The sequence below is a fragment of the Vibrio crassostreae 9ZC13 genome, assembly GCF_000272045.2.
In the GTDB taxonomy this organism is placed as follows: domain Bacteria; phylum Pseudomonadota; class Gammaproteobacteria; order Enterobacterales; family Vibrionaceae; genus Vibrio; species Vibrio crassostreae_C.
In genome coordinates this window covers 89,702-107,961 of record NZ_AJYZ02000040.1, presented here as the reverse complement: position 1 = coordinate 107,961, position 18,260 = coordinate 89,702, and the positions used below count along the sequence as shown (strand labels likewise).

At 45.8% G+C, this 18,260-nt stretch carries 17 protein-coding genes; 12 read left to right on the top strand and 5 right to left on the bottom strand.

Features of this window, described 5'->3' with window-relative positions; genetic code table 11:
• Positions 1-169: 169 nt before the first annotated feature.
• On the top strand, positions 170-2,257 hold the full coding sequence (locus A136_RS13090; protein WP_017063030.1) for an alpha-amylase: 2,088 nt from the start codon (positions 170-172) through the stop codon (positions 2,255-2,257).
• A gap of 254 nt (positions 2,258-2,511) precedes the next feature.
• Positions 2,512-3,762 (top strand): valine--pyruvate transaminase, encoded by a 1,251-nt coding sequence (locus A136_RS13085; RefSeq protein WP_017063029.1) that lies wholly within the window; start codon positions 2,512-2,514, stop codon positions 3,760-3,762.
• A 106-nt stretch (positions 3,763-3,868) separates the two neighbouring features.
• Here the strand turns inward: A136_RS13085 and A136_RS13080 are convergent, their stop codons facing one another.
• Positions 3,869-4,303, bottom strand: coding sequence for an Hsp20 family protein (locus tag A136_RS13080; protein WP_009848140.1), 435 nt, complete (start codon positions 4,301-4,303; stop codon positions 3,869-3,871).
• A 142-nt stretch (positions 4,304-4,445) separates the two neighbouring features.
• Here A136_RS13080 and A136_RS23125 point away from each other — a divergent pair, with 142 nt between their 5' ends.
• Positions 4,446-4,568 carry a hypothetical protein gene (locus A136_RS23125; RefSeq protein WP_267869012.1) on the top strand — a complete coding sequence of 41 codons (123 nt, stop codon included), beginning with the start codon at positions 4,446-4,448 and terminating at the stop codon, positions 4,566-4,568.
• Positions 4,569-4,807: 239 nt separating this feature from the next.
• Here A136_RS23125 and gyrB read toward each other — a convergent pair whose 3' ends face one another.
• The 4 genes from gyrB to dnaA all read right to left on the bottom strand — a co-directional run bounded on the left by gyrB (position 4,808) and on the right by dnaA (position 10,973).
• A complete protein-coding gene (gene gyrB / locus A136_RS13075; RefSeq protein ID WP_017058811.1) occupies positions 4,808-7,225 on the bottom strand; it encodes a DNA topoisomerase (ATP-hydrolyzing) subunit B in 2,418 nt (805 codons plus the stop codon).
• A 17-nt stretch (positions 7,226-7,242) separates the two neighbouring features.
• The gene (recF, locus tag A136_RS13070) at positions 7,243-8,322 is read right to left on the bottom strand and encodes a DNA replication/repair protein RecF (RefSeq protein WP_017058810.1); all 1,080 of its coding nucleotides are present in this window, start codon (positions 8,320-8,322) and stop codon (positions 7,243-7,245) included.
• A gap of 53 nt (positions 8,323-8,375) precedes the next feature.
• Positions 8,376-9,476, bottom strand: a complete 1,101-nt coding sequence (gene dnaN / locus A136_RS13065; protein WP_017058809.1) for a DNA polymerase III subunit beta — start codon at positions 9,474-9,476, stop codon at positions 8,376-8,378.
• Between the two features lie 81 nt (positions 9,477-9,557).
• The gene (dnaA, locus tag A136_RS13060) at positions 9,558-10,973 is read right to left on the bottom strand and encodes a chromosomal replication initiator protein DnaA (protein ID WP_017063028.1); all 1,416 of its coding nucleotides are present in this window, start codon (positions 10,971-10,973) and stop codon (positions 9,558-9,560) included.
• Positions 10,974-11,284: 311 nt separating this feature from the next.
• On the opposite strand from dnaA, the gene A136_RS13055 reads away from it, so the two are divergent.
• The 9 genes from A136_RS13055 (at position 11,285) to mioC (ending at position 18,111) form a co-directional block, all read left to right on the top strand.
• Positions 11,285-12,034 (top strand): amino acid ABC transporter substrate-binding protein, encoded by a 750-nt coding sequence (locus A136_RS13055; RefSeq protein ID WP_009848135.1) that lies wholly within the window; start codon positions 11,285-11,287, stop codon positions 12,032-12,034.
• 135 nt (positions 12,035-12,169) lie between these two features.
• The gene (locus A136_RS13050) at positions 12,170-12,841 is read left to right on the top strand and encodes an amino acid ABC transporter permease (protein WP_009848134.1); all 672 of its coding nucleotides are present in this window, start codon (positions 12,170-12,172) and stop codon (positions 12,839-12,841) included.
• Positions 12,838-13,575, top strand: a complete 738-nt coding sequence (locus A136_RS13045) for an amino acid ABC transporter ATP-binding protein (protein WP_017063027.1) — start codon at positions 12,838-12,840, stop codon at positions 13,573-13,575. Before A136_RS13050 ends, A136_RS13045 begins: the two co-directional genes overlap by 4 nt.
• Before the next feature lie 206 nt (positions 13,576-13,781).
• The gene (gene rpmH, locus A136_RS13040; protein ID WP_004735800.1) at positions 13,782-13,916 is read left to right on the top strand and encodes a 50S ribosomal protein L34; all 135 of its coding nucleotides are present in this window, start codon (positions 13,782-13,784) and stop codon (positions 13,914-13,916) included.
• 45 nt (positions 13,917-13,961) lie between these two features.
• Positions 13,962-14,285 (top strand): ribonuclease P protein component, encoded by a 324-nt coding sequence (gene rnpA / locus A136_RS13035; RefSeq protein WP_017055478.1) that lies wholly within the window; start codon positions 13,962-13,964, stop codon positions 14,283-14,285.
• Positions 14,252-14,509: a membrane protein insertion efficiency factor YidD gene (gene yidD, locus A136_RS22290; RefSeq protein ID WP_004735802.1), complete on the top strand. Its 258-nt coding sequence runs from the start codon at positions 14,252-14,254 to the stop codon at positions 14,507-14,509. The genes rnpA and yidD overlap by 34 nt, the downstream gene beginning before the upstream one ends.
• 2 nt (positions 14,510-14,511) lie before the next feature.
• A complete protein-coding gene (gene yidC / locus A136_RS13030; protein ID WP_017058806.1) occupies positions 14,512-16,134 on the top strand; it encodes a membrane protein insertase YidC in 1,623 nt (540 codons plus the stop codon).
• Between the two features lie 130 nt (positions 16,135-16,264).
• Entirely contained in the window at positions 16,265-17,626 is a 1,362-nt protein-coding gene (mnmE, locus tag A136_RS13025; RefSeq protein ID WP_029235098.1) for a tRNA uridine-5-carboxymethylaminomethyl(34) synthesis GTPase MnmE, read from the top strand.
• 50 nt (positions 17,627-17,676) lie between these two features.
• The gene (mioC, locus tag A136_RS13020; protein WP_017058804.1) at positions 17,677-18,111 is read left to right on the top strand and encodes an FMN-binding protein MioC; all 435 of its coding nucleotides are present in this window, start codon (positions 17,677-17,679) and stop codon (positions 18,109-18,111) included.
• Positions 18,112-18,260 lie beyond the last annotated feature (149 nt).

The window sequence follows — 18,260 nt, the reverse complement described above, 5'->3', positions numbered from 1 at the left end:
TGAGTAATTAACGGTAAACACCCAAAGGGAAGCGAAAGCTTCCCTTTTTGTTTTTGTGAACCAAGCATTTGTTTGTAGAGGTCTTATTGATTAACTGAATGAAACAGCACTCAGACTGTAGAGGGCATTGTTTGCTATAACTGACCTGTTTATTCAGGGGAAGGGAACAATGAAAAAAACAGTACTCGCGCTTTCAATACTCGCACTCAGCGCATGCAGCCAAACCAGTGACAACAACCTATTACTGACAATTGATAACGACACTGTCGTATTCGAATCATCCGGTAAAGGCACCGTGATTGCAGAACAGGAACTCGCCAAAGGTAGCTATACCTTCTCTATCAGCGATACTCAAAATACCTGTGGCACCAACTATGCGCTGGCTGAAGAAAACCGCATCAAATTCAATAAACCCCTTCGCCTAGACGACTGCGCCGAGAAGTCTGAATTAGATATCAAGATCTTTCGCGCTAACACCTATCAGTTTATGCTCAACCCACAAACCAATGAACTGACCGTTCAGATAAAGCCGAAGCAACAACAAGTACAAAGCTTTGCTTGTCCGGTTCCTAGTGACGAACCAACCATCATCGACGTTGCTCAAACCTTTGATGATGGCACCGTGGTTAGAGACGCTCTTTCAGGCAAACAAGTCACAGTAACGAATGGCAGCGTCACCATGCAGCCAGCAGAAAATAGCCAAGGTGTTCTGCTGCTTGAGAAAGTAGAACCAGAAACCAAAGCTGACTTTAGTTGGGATAACGCCACGGTTTACTTCGTAATGACTGACCGTTTCCACAATGGTAATCCTGATAACGACAACAGTTACGATCGCAGCCAAGATGGACAAGACGAAATCGGCACCTTCCACGGTGGTGACTTGGCAGGCTTAACCGAAAAACTCGATTACATAGAATCACTCGGTGCTAATGCTATCTGGATAACGTCTCCGTTAGAGCAAATCCACGGCTGGGTTGGCGGCGGTGATCGAGGTGACTTCAAACACTACGGCTACCACGGCTACTACCATCAAGATTGGACCAAGCTCGATGACAACATGGGCACCGAAGACGAGCTAAAAACCTTCATCGATACCGCGCATAGCAAAGGCATTCGTGTTGTTTGGGATGTGGTAATGAACCACACCGGCTATGCGACGCTTGCCGACATGCAAGAGTTTGATTTTGGTAAGCTCAACCTAACTGACGAAGAAGCCAAACAAACACTTGGCGAAAACTGGACAGATTGGCAACCTGCCAAAGGTCAGAACTGGCACTACTTCAACAACTACATCTCTTACAGCGACAAAGAAGCGTGGGAAAAGTGGTGGGGCAAAGCTTGGCTACGCAGCGATATCGGCGCCTATGACTCTCCGGGCTACAATAACCTCACCATGTCTTTGGCGCATCTGCCCGATTTCAAAACAGAGTCGACAGAGACAATCGGGCTGCCTAATTTCTATCGCAATAAGTCCACCAGCGCGACCGATGAACTCAAAACACCTCGTAACCATTTAATCACTTGGTTATCGGATTGGGTGCGCGAATATGGTGTCGATGGTTTCAGGGTCGATACCGCTAAACACGTTGAACTCGAAGCATGGGCAGAACTGAAAGAGAGCACCAACCAGGCACTTGCCGAGTGGAAACAGAACAACCCAGACAAGGCCTTGGATGACTTACCCTTCTGGATGACTGGCGAAGTATGGGCACACAGCGTGGTCAAATCAGATTACTTCGCTAACGGATTTGATTCGATCATCAACTTTGAATTCCAGAGTGATATCGCACCAAAGGCGCTCAAGTGCCTATCCGATCTTGATGCTGATTACCTTCGATACGCAGAGAAGATCAACAACGACAGCGAGTTCAACGTACTGAGTTACCTTTCGTCTCACGACACCTCGCTATTCTGGACACAACATGGCAGTGACTTTGCAAAACAAACCAAAGCTGCAAACGCGTTGATGCTGGCTCCCGGTGCGGTACAGATCTATTACGGCGATGAAATCGCCCGAGACTTTGGCCCAACGGGGTCTGATCCAATGCAAGGCACACGCTCAGACATGCCTTGGGATCAAATCACTGGCGAACGTGCAGAGCTGCTAGAACACTGGCAAGCGCTTGGCCAATTCCGCCAACGCCACCCAGCCGTTGCTCAGGGTAAGCACATCATCCGTAACAGCAAGGGCTACTATGCGTTCGAACGCCAATACCAAGATGACAAGGTATTAGTCGTTTATACCGGTTCGAACTAAACCTTCATTAACATAAACACCAGAAACTAAAGGGGAAGCTTAGGCTTCTCCTTTTTTTATCGCTAAAGGTACGTTCAATAAGCAAGCTGTCACTCATTAACCAAACTTTATAGAAGTTTTTTACGTGTTAGAGCATTTGGCGCTATGCGTCGCAAAAACATTGCGGTATGTTCAAGGAATACACTGATGGCAGACATAAGGTCTGCCTTAATGACACGTAACAAGCAATCACAATGAATTAGGTAAAATTAGTAATGCAGTTCTCTAAGTTTGGCGAAAAGTTTAATCGATACTCTGGAATCACTCGTTTAATGGATGATTTGAATGATGGCCTGCGCACTCCTGGCGCTATCATGCTCGGTGGTGGCAACCCAGCCGCTATCCCTGCCATGCTCGATTACTTTAACCAAGCCAGTGCCGACATGCTCGCCAGTGGAGAACTCATCGCCGCCCTCGCCAACTACGATGGTCCGCAGGGTAAAGACAGCTTCATCAAATCGTTAGCGGCAATGCTGAAAGAGACCTATGGCTGGGATATCAGCGAGAAGAACATCAGCCTGACTAATGGCAGTCAAAGTGGCTTCTTCTACCTGTTCAACCTGCTAGCAGGCCAACAGCCTGACGGTTCACATAAGAAAATCCTACTGCCAATCGCACCGGAATACATCGGCTACGGCGACGCGGGTATTGATGACGATATCTTTATCTCTTACCACCCAGAGATCGAGTTGCTAGAAAACCGCCAGTTCAAATACCATGTTGATTTTGAAAAGCTTAAGGTTGATGACTCGGTTGCCGCTATCTGTGCATCTCGTCCAACTAACCCAACAGGTAACGTACTGACCGACGAAGAAGTACGTAAATTGGATACACTGGCGCGTGAAAACAACATCCCACTGCTGATCGACAATGCTTACGGCCTGCCGTTTCCAAACATCATCTTTGAAGATGTCGAACCGTTCTGGAATGAAAATACGATTCTGTGCATGAGCCTTTCTAAGCTTGGTTTGCCGGGTGTGCGTTGCGGTATCGTGATTGCGAGTGAAGAAGTAACACAAGCATTGACCAACATGAATGGCATCATCAGCTTAGCGCCAAACAGCGTCGGCCCTGCAATTGCCAATCACATGATTGAAAAAGGCGATTTACTGCGCTTAAGCAGCGAGGTGATCAAACCTTTCTATAAAGATAAATCTCTACGTGCAGTTGAGCTCTTACAAGATGCTATTGACGACCCACGCTTTAGAATTCACAAACCTGAAGGCGCCATCTTCTTGTGGCTATGGTTTGATGAGCTGCCCATCACTACCATGGAACTGTATAAGCGCTTGAAAGAGCGCGGCGTATTGATTGTTCCGGGTGAATACTTCTTTATCGGCCAAGAAGACGAGTGGGATCATGCTCACCAGTGCTTACGCATGAACTACGTACAAGATGATGAGGCGATGCAGAAAGGCATTGCTATCATTGCTGAAGAAGTGAAAAAGGCTTACTCAGAGCAGTAATAAGAGCTTTTAGCTTACCGTAGGTCAAATACAAAAAGAGCACCTCATTAGGTGCTCTTTCACTTTTACTTCCCGATATTTTTTAGCTCTAAGGAGCTAACAGTAATTAGCCTTCTAGTAAACTATTACCATTGATAGCAATCTTACGTGGTTGCATCGCTTCTGGGATTTCGCGTTCGAGGTCGATGTGAAGAAGACCATTTTCCATGCTTGCACCTACCACTTTTACGTAGTCAGCCAGTTGGAATTTACGCTCGAAATCGCGCTCTGCGATACCTTGGTATACGAAGGTTTTCTCTGCTTCTGCTTTACGCTCACCTTTCACAATTAGCATGTTCTCTTTCTGAGTCAGATCTAATTGGTCATCAGCAAAACCAGCGACTGCCATAGTAATACGGTAGTTGTTCTCGTCTTTTTGCTCGATGTTGTATGGAGGGTAACCGCCAGAAGAGTTCTTCGATGTATTCGCTTCCATCATGTTGAATAGACGATCGAAGCCGATTGCGTTGCGGTAAAGTGGAGTGAAATCTACAGTTCTCATAATGCTATCCTTTTAGTAAGCAATAGTCTTAGCTGCGAATTTTACTTGGATCTAACCTGTGTGTGACCCAGTAAACAGCTAAGAGATTCAATTCGCATTCCTCGGGTTTCACCTCTATTGGCGACAACGCTGGGACATGGCAATGAATCAATTTTTAAGTTGTGTGCTGCCAAAGTTATCCTCTATTGAGCGATACTTCGTTAGCGGTAATGAAGGTTCTGTTTCTTCTCTTGTAGAGCAAGACAGTCATCCTCTTCACAAATAGATATATGGATTGAGCAAAATAGTTTCAAGGGGTTATTTTCAATTATTTTTGCAACTCAATATTTTTCAATATCTTACAAACATAAAAAAGCACCATCCAAAGGATAGTGCTTTAAAATGATTTTAGTTTTTTGAGACGAAGCTATTTGGCTTTAGTTCAAGGAAGAGGCGCGGAGCATACGAATGTATGTGAGCACCTCTGACACAGAAATTAAGCCAAAGAGCGAAGTATCAAAGAGACTAAACGTCTAGGTTTGCTACTTTCAGTGCATTCTCTTCGATGAAGTTACGACGAGGTTCAACTTGGTCACCCATTAGCGTCGTAAACAACAAATCAGCACCAACAGCGTCTTCAATTGTTACTTGCATCATACGGCGAGTTTCAGGATCCATTGTGGTTTCCCAAAGTTGATCCGGGTTCATCTCGCCTAGACCTTTGTATCGCTGTAGGCTTAGACCACGACGAGACTCTTTCACTAACCAGTTCAGAGCATCAACGAAGCTAGAAACTTCTTGAGTACGCTCACCACGCTTAATGTAAGCGCCTTCTTCAATCAAGCCATCAAGAGCTTCAGAAAGATCCGCTAGCTTACCAAACTCTTTAGAGTTAATAAGATCGATGCTTAGTAGGTGTTCATGAGTCACACCATGAGTACGAACCACAATCTTAGGAACGCTTAAGCCTAGCTCTTCGTGTTTTTCAACTTCAAGGCTGTATTGGCTTGCACCTACTTCTTTCGCGTTTAGCTGTTCAACAAGCTGCTTACCCCAAGCTTCAACTGCCGCGTCATCATGACACTGCTCGGCCGTTAGACGAGGAACGTAAATCAGTTCGTGAACCAATGCGCGTGGGTAACGGCGGCTCATACGATCAACAAGCTTGATGCCTGCATTGTATTGCTGAACAAGCTTCTCTAAACCTTCACCTGCAAATGCTGGCGCTTCAGGGTTTACGTGCAGTTCTGCGTTGTCTAAAGCCAAAGATACTTGATACTGGTTCATCGCATCTTCATCTTTAATGTACTGCTCTTGCTTACCTTTCTTCACTTTGTAAAGTGGCGGTTGAGCAATGTAGATGTAGCCACGTTCAATCAGCTCTGGCATTTGACGGTAGAAGAACGTCAGTAGCAGGGTACGGATGTGAGAACCATCGACATCGGCATCGGTCATGATGATGATGTTGTGGTAACGCAGTTTATCTGGGTTGTATTCGTCACGACCAATACCACAACCAAGAGCGGTGATTAGCGTTGCTACTTCTTGAGAAGACAGCATTTTATCGAAACGTGCTTTCTCTACGTTAAGGATTTTACCTTTCAGCGGTAGGATTGCTTGGTTCTTACGGTTACGCCCCTGCTTAGCTGAACCGCCAGCAGAGTCTCCTTCCACAATATATAGTTCAGACAGTGCAGGATCTTTTTCCTGACAGTCAGCAAGCTTACCAGGAAGACCCGCTAAATCTAATGCGCCTTTACGACGAGTCATTTCACGAGCTTTACGCGCTGCATCACGAGCACGTGCTGCATCAATAATTTTAGAACAAACTGTTTTCGCTTCACCTGGGTTCTCAATAAGGAACTCAGACAACTTCTCACCCATTGTAGATTCAACGGCAGACTTCACTTCTGAAGAAACCAGCTTATCTTTAGTTTGGCTTGAGAACTTAGGATCAGGCACTTTAACAGAAACTATCGCCGTCAGACCTTCACGAGCATCATCACCAGAGGTCGCAGTCTTCGCTTTCTTAGAGAAGCCTTCCTTGTCCATGAAGCTGTTCAGAGTACGCGTTAGCGCCGCACGGAAACCTGCTAAGTGAGCACCACCATCGCGTTGAGGGATGTTGTTGGTGAAACAGTAGATGTTTTCTTGGTAGCCGTCATTCCACTGCATCGCAACTTCAACGGTAATACCGTCTTCGCGCTCAGAGTTAAAGTGGAAGATTTTTTGGATGATTGGCGTTTTGTTAGTATTAAGGTGTTCAACAAACGCTTGGATACCGCCTTCGTATTCGAAGTGATCCATTTTGTCTTCTTCGCGCTCGTCAATTAGCTTAATTGATACACCTGAGTTCAAGAATGATAGCTCACGTAGACGCTTAGCTAAAATGTCGTAATGGAACTCGATGTTAGTGAAGGTTTCTTCACTCGGCCAGAAACGAATCTCTGTACCTGTTTTATCCGTGTCACCGATAACCGCTAGTGGCGCTTGAGGCTCACCGTGGCTGTAGGTTTGAGTGTGGATTTTGCCACCGCGGTGGATAGTAAGAGTAACTTGCTTAGAAAGTGCGTTAACTACTGAAACACCAACACCGTGCAGACCACCAGATACCTTGTACGAGTTATCATCGAACTTACCACCAGCGTGAAGAACCGTCATGATTACTTCGGCTGCAGATACGTTTTCTTCTGGGTGCAATTCTGTTGGAATACCACGGCCGTCATCGCTCACAGACACAGAACTATCTTCATGGATAGTTACAATGATGTCATTACAGTGACCAGCTAGCGCTTCATCAATAGAGTTATCTACCACCTCAAAAACCATGTGGTGCAGACCGGTACCATCATCCGTGTCGCCAATGTACATTCCAGGACGCTTACGTACCGCATCCAGACCCTTCAGTACTTTAATACTCGATGAATCGTAATTATCTGACATAGTTACTCTCTGACTAATTATCCTTGCTCTATTTTGCCATGTTCCACATGAAACATCCTGCTATTTTCGTCATGCATATCTGCAATCTGATCAGCGGTAATAGAGCTTACAAAAACTTGAGCCTGGGTCGCCTTTAAACACTCAGCAAGACGTGCTCGGCGTTGGCTATCTAATTCGGAAGCGAAGTCATCTATCAAATAGATGCACTGCTTACCTGTCATTTGAGTGAGGTGTTGCCCTTGTGCTACTCGTAGCGCGCACACCATCAACTTCAATTGACCTCGTGACAAGACATCTTCCACTGGAGTGCCGTTCACTTTTATCTTCAGATCCGCTTTGTTTGGCCCACTAAAGGTGTAACCAAGCTGCTGATCCCTTTCAAAATTCTTTTCTAATATATCGGCGTACGGGGTGTCTTTGTCCCAGCCACGATAGTAGTTAATCTTTATCTCAAACTCAGGAAGGAAGGTCGCACAGATTTCTTCGGCGACTTCTTTGAGCTGATCAACGTAGGTGGCACGCCACTGACTGATGCTTTCAGCTAAACGGGCCAATTCTTGGTCCCAATAGCTCAGCTCTCGATAGTGCGTTGCCGTTTTCAATAAGGCGTTTCGCTGCTTATTGAGGCGCTTTACCCTGCCCCACGCATCATAAAAGCCCGACTCACTGTGGAAGACTCCCCAATCAATGAATGCTCGGCGATGCTTAGGTCCATCGGTTAGTAAATCAAACCCTTCAGGGTGAATCAACTGCAAAGGTAAGACTTGAGCTAACTGAGCCAACTTTTGCCCAGTTTGACCGCTTATTTTAACCTCTGTCGTGCCATCGCGCTGCTTATTAATGCCAATTGGCAGCTCAAATTGATCCGAGGTCATAAAACGGCCATGTACAAACAGCTCACTACACTCGTTTTGTATGATACGACCGGTAAGTGAACTCTTGAATGAGCGACCATGTCCGAGCAGATACACAGCTTCAAGGACACTGGTTTTGCCGCTTCCGTTAGCCCCTATAAGAAAGTTAAAGCCTGATGACGGTTGAATGTCACAGGCTTCAATATTTCTAAACTGCTTAACGATTAAGCGCGATAAAGGCATAACGTCTTCATATTAATCTTCAATCACGACTCGGTAGGTCAACATAGGGCTGCTTATAAGCGAATTGGCATAACAACGTACATCGCGCTGTCATCTTGTGCGTTCTCGATAAGAGCACTCGCATTGGCGTCTGACATTGAGATGCGAACCTGTTCACAACGCAGTGTGTTCAGAACATCCAATACGTAGCTTACGTTGAAGCCAATCTCTAGCGCGTCACCGTCGAAGTTAACATCGAGTACTTCTTCTGCTTCTTCTTGCTCTGGGTTGTTCGCGGTAATGCGCATCTCGCTATCCGCAAGGTTAACGCGAACACCACGGAATTTTTCATTCGATAGAATCGCAGCACGAGAAAATGCTGAACGTAATTCATCACAGCCAGCTTCAAGTGTCTTGGTGGTATTTTGCGGCATTACGCGGCGATAATCAGGGAAACGACCATCAACCAGCTTAGAAGTGAAGACATAGTTGTTCACTTCAGCTCGCACGTTAGAGTTACCAATTTGCAGTGTTACTGGCTGTTCAGGTGCATCCAATAGCTTCACTAACTCTTGAACACCTTTACGAGGAACAATGATCTGCTTCTGAGCAAAATCCGCACCCAGTTGTGCTTGAGATACTGCCATACGGTGACCATCGGTCGCTACGCTGCGCAGGATAGAGCCTTCAATCTCAAACAACATACCGTTGAGGTAGTAACGAACATCTTGGTTCGCCATTGAGAATTGTGTTTTCTCGATAAGACCGCGAAGTTCAGCTTGTGTCACTGACACTTCAACTTCACTGCTCCAGTCTTCAATATTTGGAAAATCTGCCGCAGGTAATGTTGCTAAAGAGAAGCGGCTACGACCAGAGCGAACCTGAATACGGTCACCATCCAATACCACCGTGATCACTGAGTTATCTGGCAATCCACGGCAGATATCTAGGAATTTACGTGAAGGTACGGTAATGCTACCCGCTTCGAAATCACCTTCAAGCGTTACACGGCTGATCAGTTCAACTTCTAGATCCGTCGCTGTCATCGACAACACGTTATCTTCTACTTTAATCAGTAGGTTTCCTAGAATTGGAAGCGTTGGCCTGCCACCGAGTGCGCCAGATACTTGTTGTAATGGCTTAATCAGGTGACTACGTTCAATGGTAAATTTCATATCTTGCTCTTACGGTCTAAATGGCACTGCGTAATAGTACGTGGCCAAGATTCTGCTTATTAAGGTTAAGAATACTGTGTATTAAGAAGAAAGGGTACGAATCAAGTTCGAATAATCTTCTTTAATGTCGTGGCTCTCTTCACGCAGCTGAGCAATCTTACGACAAGCATGCAGTACCGTCGTGTGGTCACGACCACCGAATGCATCGCCAATCTCAGGCAAGCTGTGGTTTGTTAGCTCTTTCGCCAGTGCCATCGCCAATTGACGTGGACGAGCAACAGAACGAGAACGACGCTTAGACAATAGATCAGCGACTTTGATTTTGTAGTACTCAGCGACTGTCTTTTGAATGTTATCAATAGTGACCAGTTTTTCTTGCAGGGCAAGTAGGTCACGCAGTGCTTCACGCACGAAGTCGATCGTGATCGGGCGGCCAGTGAAGTTTGCATTCGCAATAACACGGTTCAATGCGCCTTCCAGTTCACGAACGTTAGAGCGTAGACGCTTGGCAATAAAGAACGCCACTTCATCCGCAAGGTGAATTTGGTGGTCTTCGGCTTTCTTCATCAAGATCGCAACACGTGTCTCAAGCTCTGGTGGCTCAATCGCTACCGTCAAACCCCAGCCGAAACGAGATTTAAGACGATCTTCTACCCCGTTGATCTCTTTTGGATAACGGTCAGACGTTAGGATGATCTGTTGGTTACCTTCAAGCAGCGCGTTAAAGGTATGGAAGAACTCTTCTTGAGAACGCTCTTTATTAGCAAAGAATTGGATGTCATCGATAAGCAATGCATCAACACTACGGTAGTAGCGCTTAAATTCTTCGATCGCGTTGTTTTGCAGAGCCTTTACCATATCCTGAACAAAACGCTCTGAGTGCATGTAAACCACTTTCGCATTCGGCTTATTATCAACAATGGCGTTACCCACCGCATGCAACAAGTGCGTTTTACCTAAACCAGTGCCGCCGTATAGGAACAACGGGTTGTAGGCTGTACCTGGGTTATCAGAAACCTGACGTGCCGCAGCCAAACCGAGTTGGTTCGACTTACCTTCAACAAAGTTATTGAACTTATGTTTTGGGTTCACGTTTGAGCGGTGATTCAAGTCAACCGCGACAGGCTCTTCATCACGCCAGATATTATGGACAGGTTTGCGAGCTTGTAATTGCGCAGGTGCTGATGACTCAGCGGCCACATCAGCTGCAGTGCGAGTCTGAGTTGGTGTCGCAGGCTTTGGTGCAATCACACGCTTGCTTCCCACTTCAAAATGAAGATGTGGGATATCGTTACCGCAATATTCTTGCAGCAGACGGTTAATGCTATTTAGATACTTATCACGAACCCAATCGAGTACGAAACGGTTCGGTGCAAATAGAGTTAGAGTATTGTCATTGAGTTCCGCTTGTAACGGACGAACCCACATACTGAATTCTGTAGCTGGTAACTCTTCTTGAAGCTGTTGCAAACACTGCAACCAAAGCGAAGATGACACGGTGCCCTCACTCTATTTAAAGTAATATGAAATGACCGCTAATTTTACCTGTTGATAAGTCAGATCACCAGCAATTGATCACAGATCCAGTGAATAAGATCCAAGTTATTCACAATAAATTTGTAATTTATCGGTGGAACCACACATCTTGCCCCTAATTTACTCACACAATGATCCACTTATGCCCGGATCCTTGCTAGTTATCCCCAAATCGGGAATTCAATCTGGTTATGGTTAATAACATCTGGTTATTTATTCTAGTGAGCATTTTCCCAGTAACATCCAAACCCATAAATATAAGGAGTTACCAAATGAATAACTGGATTAAGGCTGCAATTGCGGCTATCGCACTCTCTGCTGCTACTGTTCAAGCTGCGACTGAAGTTAAAGTCGGCATGTCTGGTCGCTATTTCCCGTTTACGTTCGTTAAACAAGACCAGCTACAGGGTTTTGAAGTGGATTTATGGGATGAGATCGGTAAGCGTAACGATTACAAGGTTGAATACGTAACGGCAAACTTCTCTGGTCTGTTTGGTCTTCTTGAAACGGGTCGCATCGATACCATTTCAAACCAAATTACAATGACGGATGCACGTAAAGCGAAATACCTATTCGCAGACCCATACGTAGTAGACGGCGCACAAATTACCGTTCGTAAAGGTAATGACAGCATTAAAGGCATCGAAGACCTTGATGGCAAGACGGTTGCGGTAAACCTAGGCTCAAACTTTGAACAACTGCTTCGCAGCTACGACAAAGATGGCAAGATCAATGTAAAAACCTACGATACAGGTATTGAACATGACGTGGCACTGGGTCGTGCCGATGCATTCGTAATGGATCGCCTATCAGCACTAGAGCTTATCAAGAAGACTGGTCTACCATTACAACTAGCAGGTCAGCCATTCGAAACAATTGAAAACGCTTGGCCTTTCGTCGACAACGATAACGGCAAAAAACTGCAAGCAGAAGTAAATGAAGCATTAGCAGCAATGCGCGCAGATGGTACGCTAGAAAGTATCTCTCAGAAATGGTTTGGTGCGGACATTACTCAGAAGTAATTACTCACTTTCTCCATTCAAGGCCCACTGCTTTATACAGCGGTGGGCTTTTTGCTTTTGTGCACTGATTAAAAAACCTGATACAACAGTACTTACATATAGAACAACACTGCCAATAAAAATACGAGATAGATTATGGGATTTGACTTTAATTACATGCTAGAGCTGTTGCCAATACTACTGAAGTATTTAGGCACCACGATGGAGATGGCGACCTGGGGCTTGTTCTTTGCTCTGATCCTGTCTCTGATACTGGCGAATATTCGTGTATTCAAAATCCCAGTGCTCGACCAACTGAGCCAGCTGTACATTAGCTTCTTCCGAGGCACACCACTGTTGGTGCAGCTGTTCCTCCTTTATTACGGCTTACCACAAGTCTTCCCGTGGATGGTTGGGTTGGATGCCTTCAGCGCCGCTGTGATTGGCTTAACCCTGCACTTTGCCGCGTATATGGCAGAAAGTATTCGTGCCGCGATTATCGGTATTGATCGCAGCCAGATGGAAGCCAGCCTTTCGGTCGGTATGACAACCAGCCAAGCGATGCGCCGAGTGATCTTACCGCAAGCAACTCGCGTGGCACTGCCGTCGTTGATGAACTACTTCATCGATATGATCAAGTCGACTTCACTTGCCTTCACCCTAGGTGTCGCCGAAATCATGGCTAAAGCTCAGATGGAGGCTTCTTCAAGTTTCCGCTTCTTCGAGGCTTTCTTAGCAGTCGCACTGATTTACTGGGGCGTGGTGGTTATCCTCACTCGTATTCAAATTTGGGCCGAAGTGAAACTGAATAAGGCGTATGTACGATGATCAAATTACAAAGTATCCACAAGCAGTTTGGTGACACCGAAGTTTTGAAAGGGATCGACCTAGAAATCAAACAAGGTGAGATAATTGTCATCATAGGTTCAAGTGGTACGGGTAAATCTACCCTACTGCGTTGTGTGAATTTTCTAGAGCAAGCCGATCAAGGCACGATTTCGATTGATGATATCAAGGTTGATACTCAGAAACACACTAAGGCAGAGGTGCTTGCACTGCGTCGTAAGACCGGTTTTGTGTTCCAAAACTATGCACTGTTCGCTCACCAAACCGCGAGACAGAATATTGCTGAAGGTTTAATTACCGTTCGTGGTTGGAAAAAACAGCAAGCCCATGAAAAAGCACAACAAATACTTGATGATATTGGCTTAGGTGACAAAGGTGATAGCTACCCAGCCGCGCTCTCTGGTGGCCAGCAACAACGGGTGGGTATTGGCCGTGCAATGGCACTACAACCCGAGCTTTTACTGTTTGATGAGCCGACTTCAGCGCTCGATCCTGAGTGGGTTGGCGAAGTGCTTAACCTAATGAAAAAACTGGCAAATCAGCATCAAACCATGCTGGTGGTTACCCATGAAATGCAGTTCGCGAGAGAGGTCGCAGACCGAGTGATCTTCATGGCTGACGGTCATATTATCGAGCAGGGATCTCCACAGGATATTTTTGGTAATCCACAGGATCCTAAATTAAAAAAATTCTTAAATAAGGTTGGGATCGACTAAGGATCCTTGTGATTTTAGTTATTCTACGTATAATCCCCCGACCGGAATTTTAGTTAACCCAATCATTGACACTTTTTGTGACAGTGATTACAATTCCGCCTCTTTGTTGAGAGGCGTCGGTTTTCCTTTCTTATATAAAGAAGAGAAAAAATGCCCACGCCGGGTTTAACAAAAACCTAAAACTACTGATCAGTAAGGTAATTACAATGAAACGCACTTTTCAACCTACAGTTCTAAAGCGTAAGCGTACTCACGGTTTCCGTGCTCGCATGGCTACTAAGAACGGTCGCGCAACAATCAATGCACGTCGTGCAAAAGGCCGTAAGCGTCTTTCTAAGTAATCTTTGATTATTTTGAATAAGCTAGCCTTCGGTCGGGAGTTACGCTTGTTAACTCCCGAACATTATCAAAATGTCTTCAAGCAAGCTCATCGAGCTGGCTCCCCTCATTTCACCATCATTGCCCGAAATAACTCTCTTTCAAATCCTCGTCTTGGATTAGCCGTTCCGAAAAAGCAGATTAAAACCGCCGTGGGTCGTAACCGATTCAAGCGTCTTACTCGTGAAAGCTTTCGTAACACTCAACACAAACTTCCTAACAAAGATTTTGTTGTAATCGCTAAGAAGAGCGCGCAAGATTTAAGCAATGAAGAAATGTTCAAGCTACTCGACAAATTATGGCTTCGCCTGTCTCGCCCTTCGCGTGGATAGCGCTAATACCCATCTATTTTTATAGATGGTTTATTAGTCCACTCATCGGCCCACGCTGCCGATTTACTCCAACCTGCTCTTTATATGCGATAGAAGCGTTGAAAGCTCACGGTTTTGTAAAAGGGTGTTGGTTATCAGGCAAACGTCTATTAAAATGCCATCCTTTGAACGAAGGGGGCTTTGACCCCGTTCCACCAGTCCAAAAACAAGACAGAGATAAATAACGATGGATTCTCAACGTAATATCCTGTTAATCGCATTGGCTTTGGTTTCTTTCCTACTGTTCCAACAATGGAACGTAGCTCAGAATCCAGCACCACAAGCGGTTGAGCAGGCACAATCTGGCAGCACCCTACCAGCGCCATCTTATGCAGATGATCTAGACCCGGCTCCTGGTCAAGTTGCTTCTTCTGCTAAAACTATCACAGTAACAACTGATGTACTGACTCTGTCAATTGATACGGTTGGTGGTGATGTCGTTAAAGCAAACCTAAACGATTACTCTGCTGAGTTCGATTCTGAAGATACGTTTGTTCTTCTTAAAAACGAACCCGGTCACCAATTTATCGCACAAAGCGGTCTAGTGGGTCCTCAAGGTATCGATTTAAGCAGCACAAACCGCCCAAGCTACACAGTTTCAGCAGACAGCTTCACGCTTGCTGATGGTCAGGATGAACTACGCATCCCGATGACTTACCAAGCGAACGGCCTTGATTACACGAAAACATTCATCCTTAAGCGTGGCAGCTACGCAATGGATGTTGAATACGATGTAGTCAACAACTCTGGTAACAACGCGACATTCGGCATGTACGCTCACCTGCGTCAGAACGTAATGGATGACGGCGGTAGCCTAACAATGCCAACTTACCGTGGTGGTGCTTACTCTACGGAAGATACGCGTTACAAAAAATACAGCTTCGACGACATGCAAGATCGCAACCTGTCTCTTAACCTAGCAAACGGTCAAGGTTGGGCTGCGATGATTCAGCACTACTTTGCAAGTGCATGGATCCCACGCGACGAAGCAGGCAGCAACCTTTACACTCGTGTAATTGGTAACCTTGGCGACATCGGTGTTCGCATGCCGAACAAAACCATCGCTACTGGCGACGAAGCAAACTTCAAAGCAACGCTTTGGGTTGGTCCTAAACTTCAAGACCAAATGGCTGCTGTTGCACCTAACCTAGACCTAGTAGTTGACTACGGTTGGTTATGGTTCATTGCTAAACCACTTCATACTCTGCTTTCGTTCATTCAAGGCATCGTTGTGAACTGGGGTCTGGCAATCATCTGTCTAACTTTCATCGTTCGTGGTGCTATGTACCCACTAACGAAAGCTCAGTACACGTCTATGGCGAAAATGCGTATGCTTCAGCCTAAGCTGACTGCAATGCGTGAGCGTATCGGCGACGACCGTCAACGCATGAGCCAAGAAATGATGGAGCTTTACAAGAAAGAGAAAGTAAACCCACTAGGTGGCTGTTTACCTATCCTTCTGCAAATGCCTATCTTCATTTCGCTATACTGGGCACTAATGGAGTCTGTTGAACTGCGTCACTCACCGTTCTTCGGTTGGATTACTGACCTTTCAGCACAAGACCCATACTACATCTTGCCACTTCTGATGGGTGCTTCAATGTTCCTAATCCAGAAGATGAGCCCGACAACTGTAACGGATCCAATGCAGCAGAAGATCATGACCTTTATGCCGGTTATGTTCACATTCTTCTTCCTGTTCTTCCCTTCAGGTCTGGTTCTATACTGGCTAGTATCGAACATCGTAACTCTGATTCAGCAAACGCTTATCTACCGCGCGCTGGAAAAGAAAGGCTTACATTCTAAGTAAGTTCGATAATAGAAAGAGACAAAGAAAGGCGACCAAAAGGTCGCCTTTTTGTTTTTAGCTGATTACAATTCAGCTAATTGATTAATCGTGAGCGCCCCTTTTTGGCTTTCACATGCTAGCAGGCACAACTATGACTACAGATACGATTGTTGCTCAAGCGACTGCACCCGGCCGTGGCGGCGTCGGTATTATTCGCGTTTCAGGCCCACAAGCAGCCCAAGTTGCGCTTGAAGTTACCGGCAAAGTACTGAAACCACGTTACGCTGAGTACACCCCTTTTAAATCTCACGATGGTTTAGAGCTAGACCAAGGCATCGCGCTTTACTTTCCTAACCCGCACTCGTTTACCGGTGAAGACGTATTAGAGCTACAAGGCCACGGTGGCCCTGTGGTAATGGATATGCTCATCAAGCGCATCCTCGCGATTCCAGGGCTACGCGCAGCACGCCCTGGTGAGTTCTCGGAGCGTGCCTTCTTGAACGACAAGATGGATTTAACCCAAGCAGAAGCGATTGCTGACCTCATTGATGCCAGTTCAGAAGAAGCGGCGAAATCAGCTCTGCAATCGTTGCAAGGTGAGTTCTCGAAACGCATTAATACGCTGGTGGACTCTCTGATTCACTTACGCATCTATGTTGAAGCCGCTATCGACTTCCCAGAAGAAGAGATTGATTTCCTTGCTGACGGTAAAGTAAGTGCTGACTTACAAGCTATCATCGACAACCTCGAAGCGGTTCGCCAAGAAGCCAATCAAGGTGCCATCATGCGTGAAGGTATGAAGGTGGTGATTGCAGGTCGTCCTAATGCCGGTAAGTCGAGCTTACTGAATGCATTATCGGGTAAAGACTCCGCGATTGTGACTGATATTGCAGGTACAACCCGTGATGTACTTCGTGAACATATCCATATTGATGGTATGCCACTGCACATTATTGATACCGCAGGCCTGCGTGAAGCCTCGGATGAAGTCGAAAAAATCGGTATTGAACGCGCTTGGGAAGAAATTGCTCAAGCCGATCGCGTTTTATTTATGGTCGATGGCACCACTACCGATGCAACCGACCCGAAAGATATCTGGCCAGATTTCGTTGATCGTCTGCCGAATAACATCGGAATGACCGTGATTCGTAACAAAGCCGATCAAACCGGTGAAGATCTCGGGATTTGCCATGTTAATGATCCAACTCTGATTCGACTATCAGCAAAGACGGGACAAGGCGTTGATGCACTACGTAATCACTTAAAAGATTGCATGGGCTTTGCTGGTGGCAATGAAGGTGGCTTCATGGCACGTCGTCGCCACTTAGATGCCCTAGAACGCGCATCTGAGCATCTAGATATTGGCCAGCAACAGCTCGAAGGCTATATGGCAGGGGAAATCTTGGCAGAAGAACTGCGTATAACGCAGCAACACCTTAACGAGATTACTGGTGAATTCAGTTCCGATGACCTACTCGGCCGTATCTTCACCTCTTTCTGTATTGGTAAATAACCTTTAAAGGCCGGCTCATGCTGGCCTTTTTCTTTAGTAAGGACAGCTTAATGATCCACATTATTACAGGCAGCACCTTAGGTGGTGCAGAGTACGTTGGCGATCACCTTAATGATCTTCTTGAAGAGCAAGGCCACGAGATCACCCTTCATAATCAGCCTGAATTCGATGATATTCCCCAACAAGGCTTTTGGTTGCTGGTGACTTCAACTCATGGTGCGGGTGAATTTCCAGATAATATTAAGCCGTTTATCGACGCATTGACCCAGCAATCTCCAGATTTAAGCCCGGTTCGCTTTGCTGTCGTGGCGCTTGGTGATTCGAGTTACGATACCTTCTGTTTGGCGGGAAAATCAGTCCACAGCCAGATGAAAGAGCTCGGTGCTCAGCCTATTTCTGACTGTTTTACCATCGATGTATTGGAAACTCCGGTACCAGAAGACGCAGCAGAAGCTTGGTTCAACGATCATAGCGACCAGTTTTAACCTCTCTCCTCTCTCAAAAAGCGGCTTATGCCGCTTTTTTTGTCTCTGAACATCGTGATTGTGAATAACTTTTTTTCAAAAACATCGAAAATTAGCGATCTATTTTCAATTTCTGCTGTGGATAAGATCATACATATACGGTGATTAAC

Coding starts and splice junctions, on each gene's coding strand:
- A136_RS13090 (WP_017063030.1), top strand. CDS start 170: ATGAAAAAAACAGTACTCGCGCTTTCAATACTCGCACTCAGCGCATGC.
- A136_RS13085 (WP_017063029.1), top strand. CDS start 2,512: ATGCAGTTCTCTAAGTTTGGCGAAAAGTTTAATCGATACTCTGGAATC.
- A136_RS13080 (WP_009848140.1), bottom strand. CDS start 4,303: ATGAGAACTGTAGATTTCACTCCACTTTACCGCAACGCAATCGGCTTC.
- A136_RS23125 (WP_267869012.1), top strand. CDS start 4,446: ATGAATCAATTTTTAAGTTGTGTGCTGCCAAAGTTATCCTCTATTGAG.
- gyrB (WP_017058811.1), bottom strand. CDS start 7,225: ATGTCAGATAATTACGATTCATCGAGTATTAAAGTACTGAAGGGTCTG.
- recF (WP_017058810.1), bottom strand. CDS start 8,322: ATGCCTTTATCGCGCTTAATCGTTAAGCAGTTTAGAAATATTGAAGCC.
- dnaN (WP_017058809.1), bottom strand. CDS start 9,476: ATGAAATTTACCATTGAACGTAGTCACCTGATTAAGCCATTACAACAA.
- A136_RS13055 (WP_009848135.1), top strand. CDS start 11,285: ATGAATAACTGGATTAAGGCTGCAATTGCGGCTATCGCACTCTCTGCT.
- A136_RS13050 (WP_009848134.1), top strand. CDS start 12,170: ATGGGATTTGACTTTAATTACATGCTAGAGCTGTTGCCAATACTACTG.
- A136_RS13045 (WP_017063027.1), top strand. CDS start 12,838: ATGATCAAATTACAAAGTATCCACAAGCAGTTTGGTGACACCGAAGTT.
- rpmH (WP_004735800.1), top strand. CDS start 13,782: ATGAAACGCACTTTTCAACCTACAGTTCTAAAGCGTAAGCGTACTCAC.
- yidD (WP_004735802.1), top strand. CDS start 14,252: ATGGCTTCGCCTGTCTCGCCCTTCGCGTGGATAGCGCTAATACCCATC.
- yidC (WP_017058806.1), top strand. CDS start 14,512: ATGGATTCTCAACGTAATATCCTGTTAATCGCATTGGCTTTGGTTTCT.
- mnmE (WP_029235098.1), top strand. CDS start 16,265: ATGACTACAGATACGATTGTTGCTCAAGCGACTGCACCCGGCCGTGGC.
- mioC (WP_017058804.1), top strand. CDS start 17,677: ATGATCCACATTATTACAGGCAGCACCTTAGGTGGTGCAGAGTACGTT.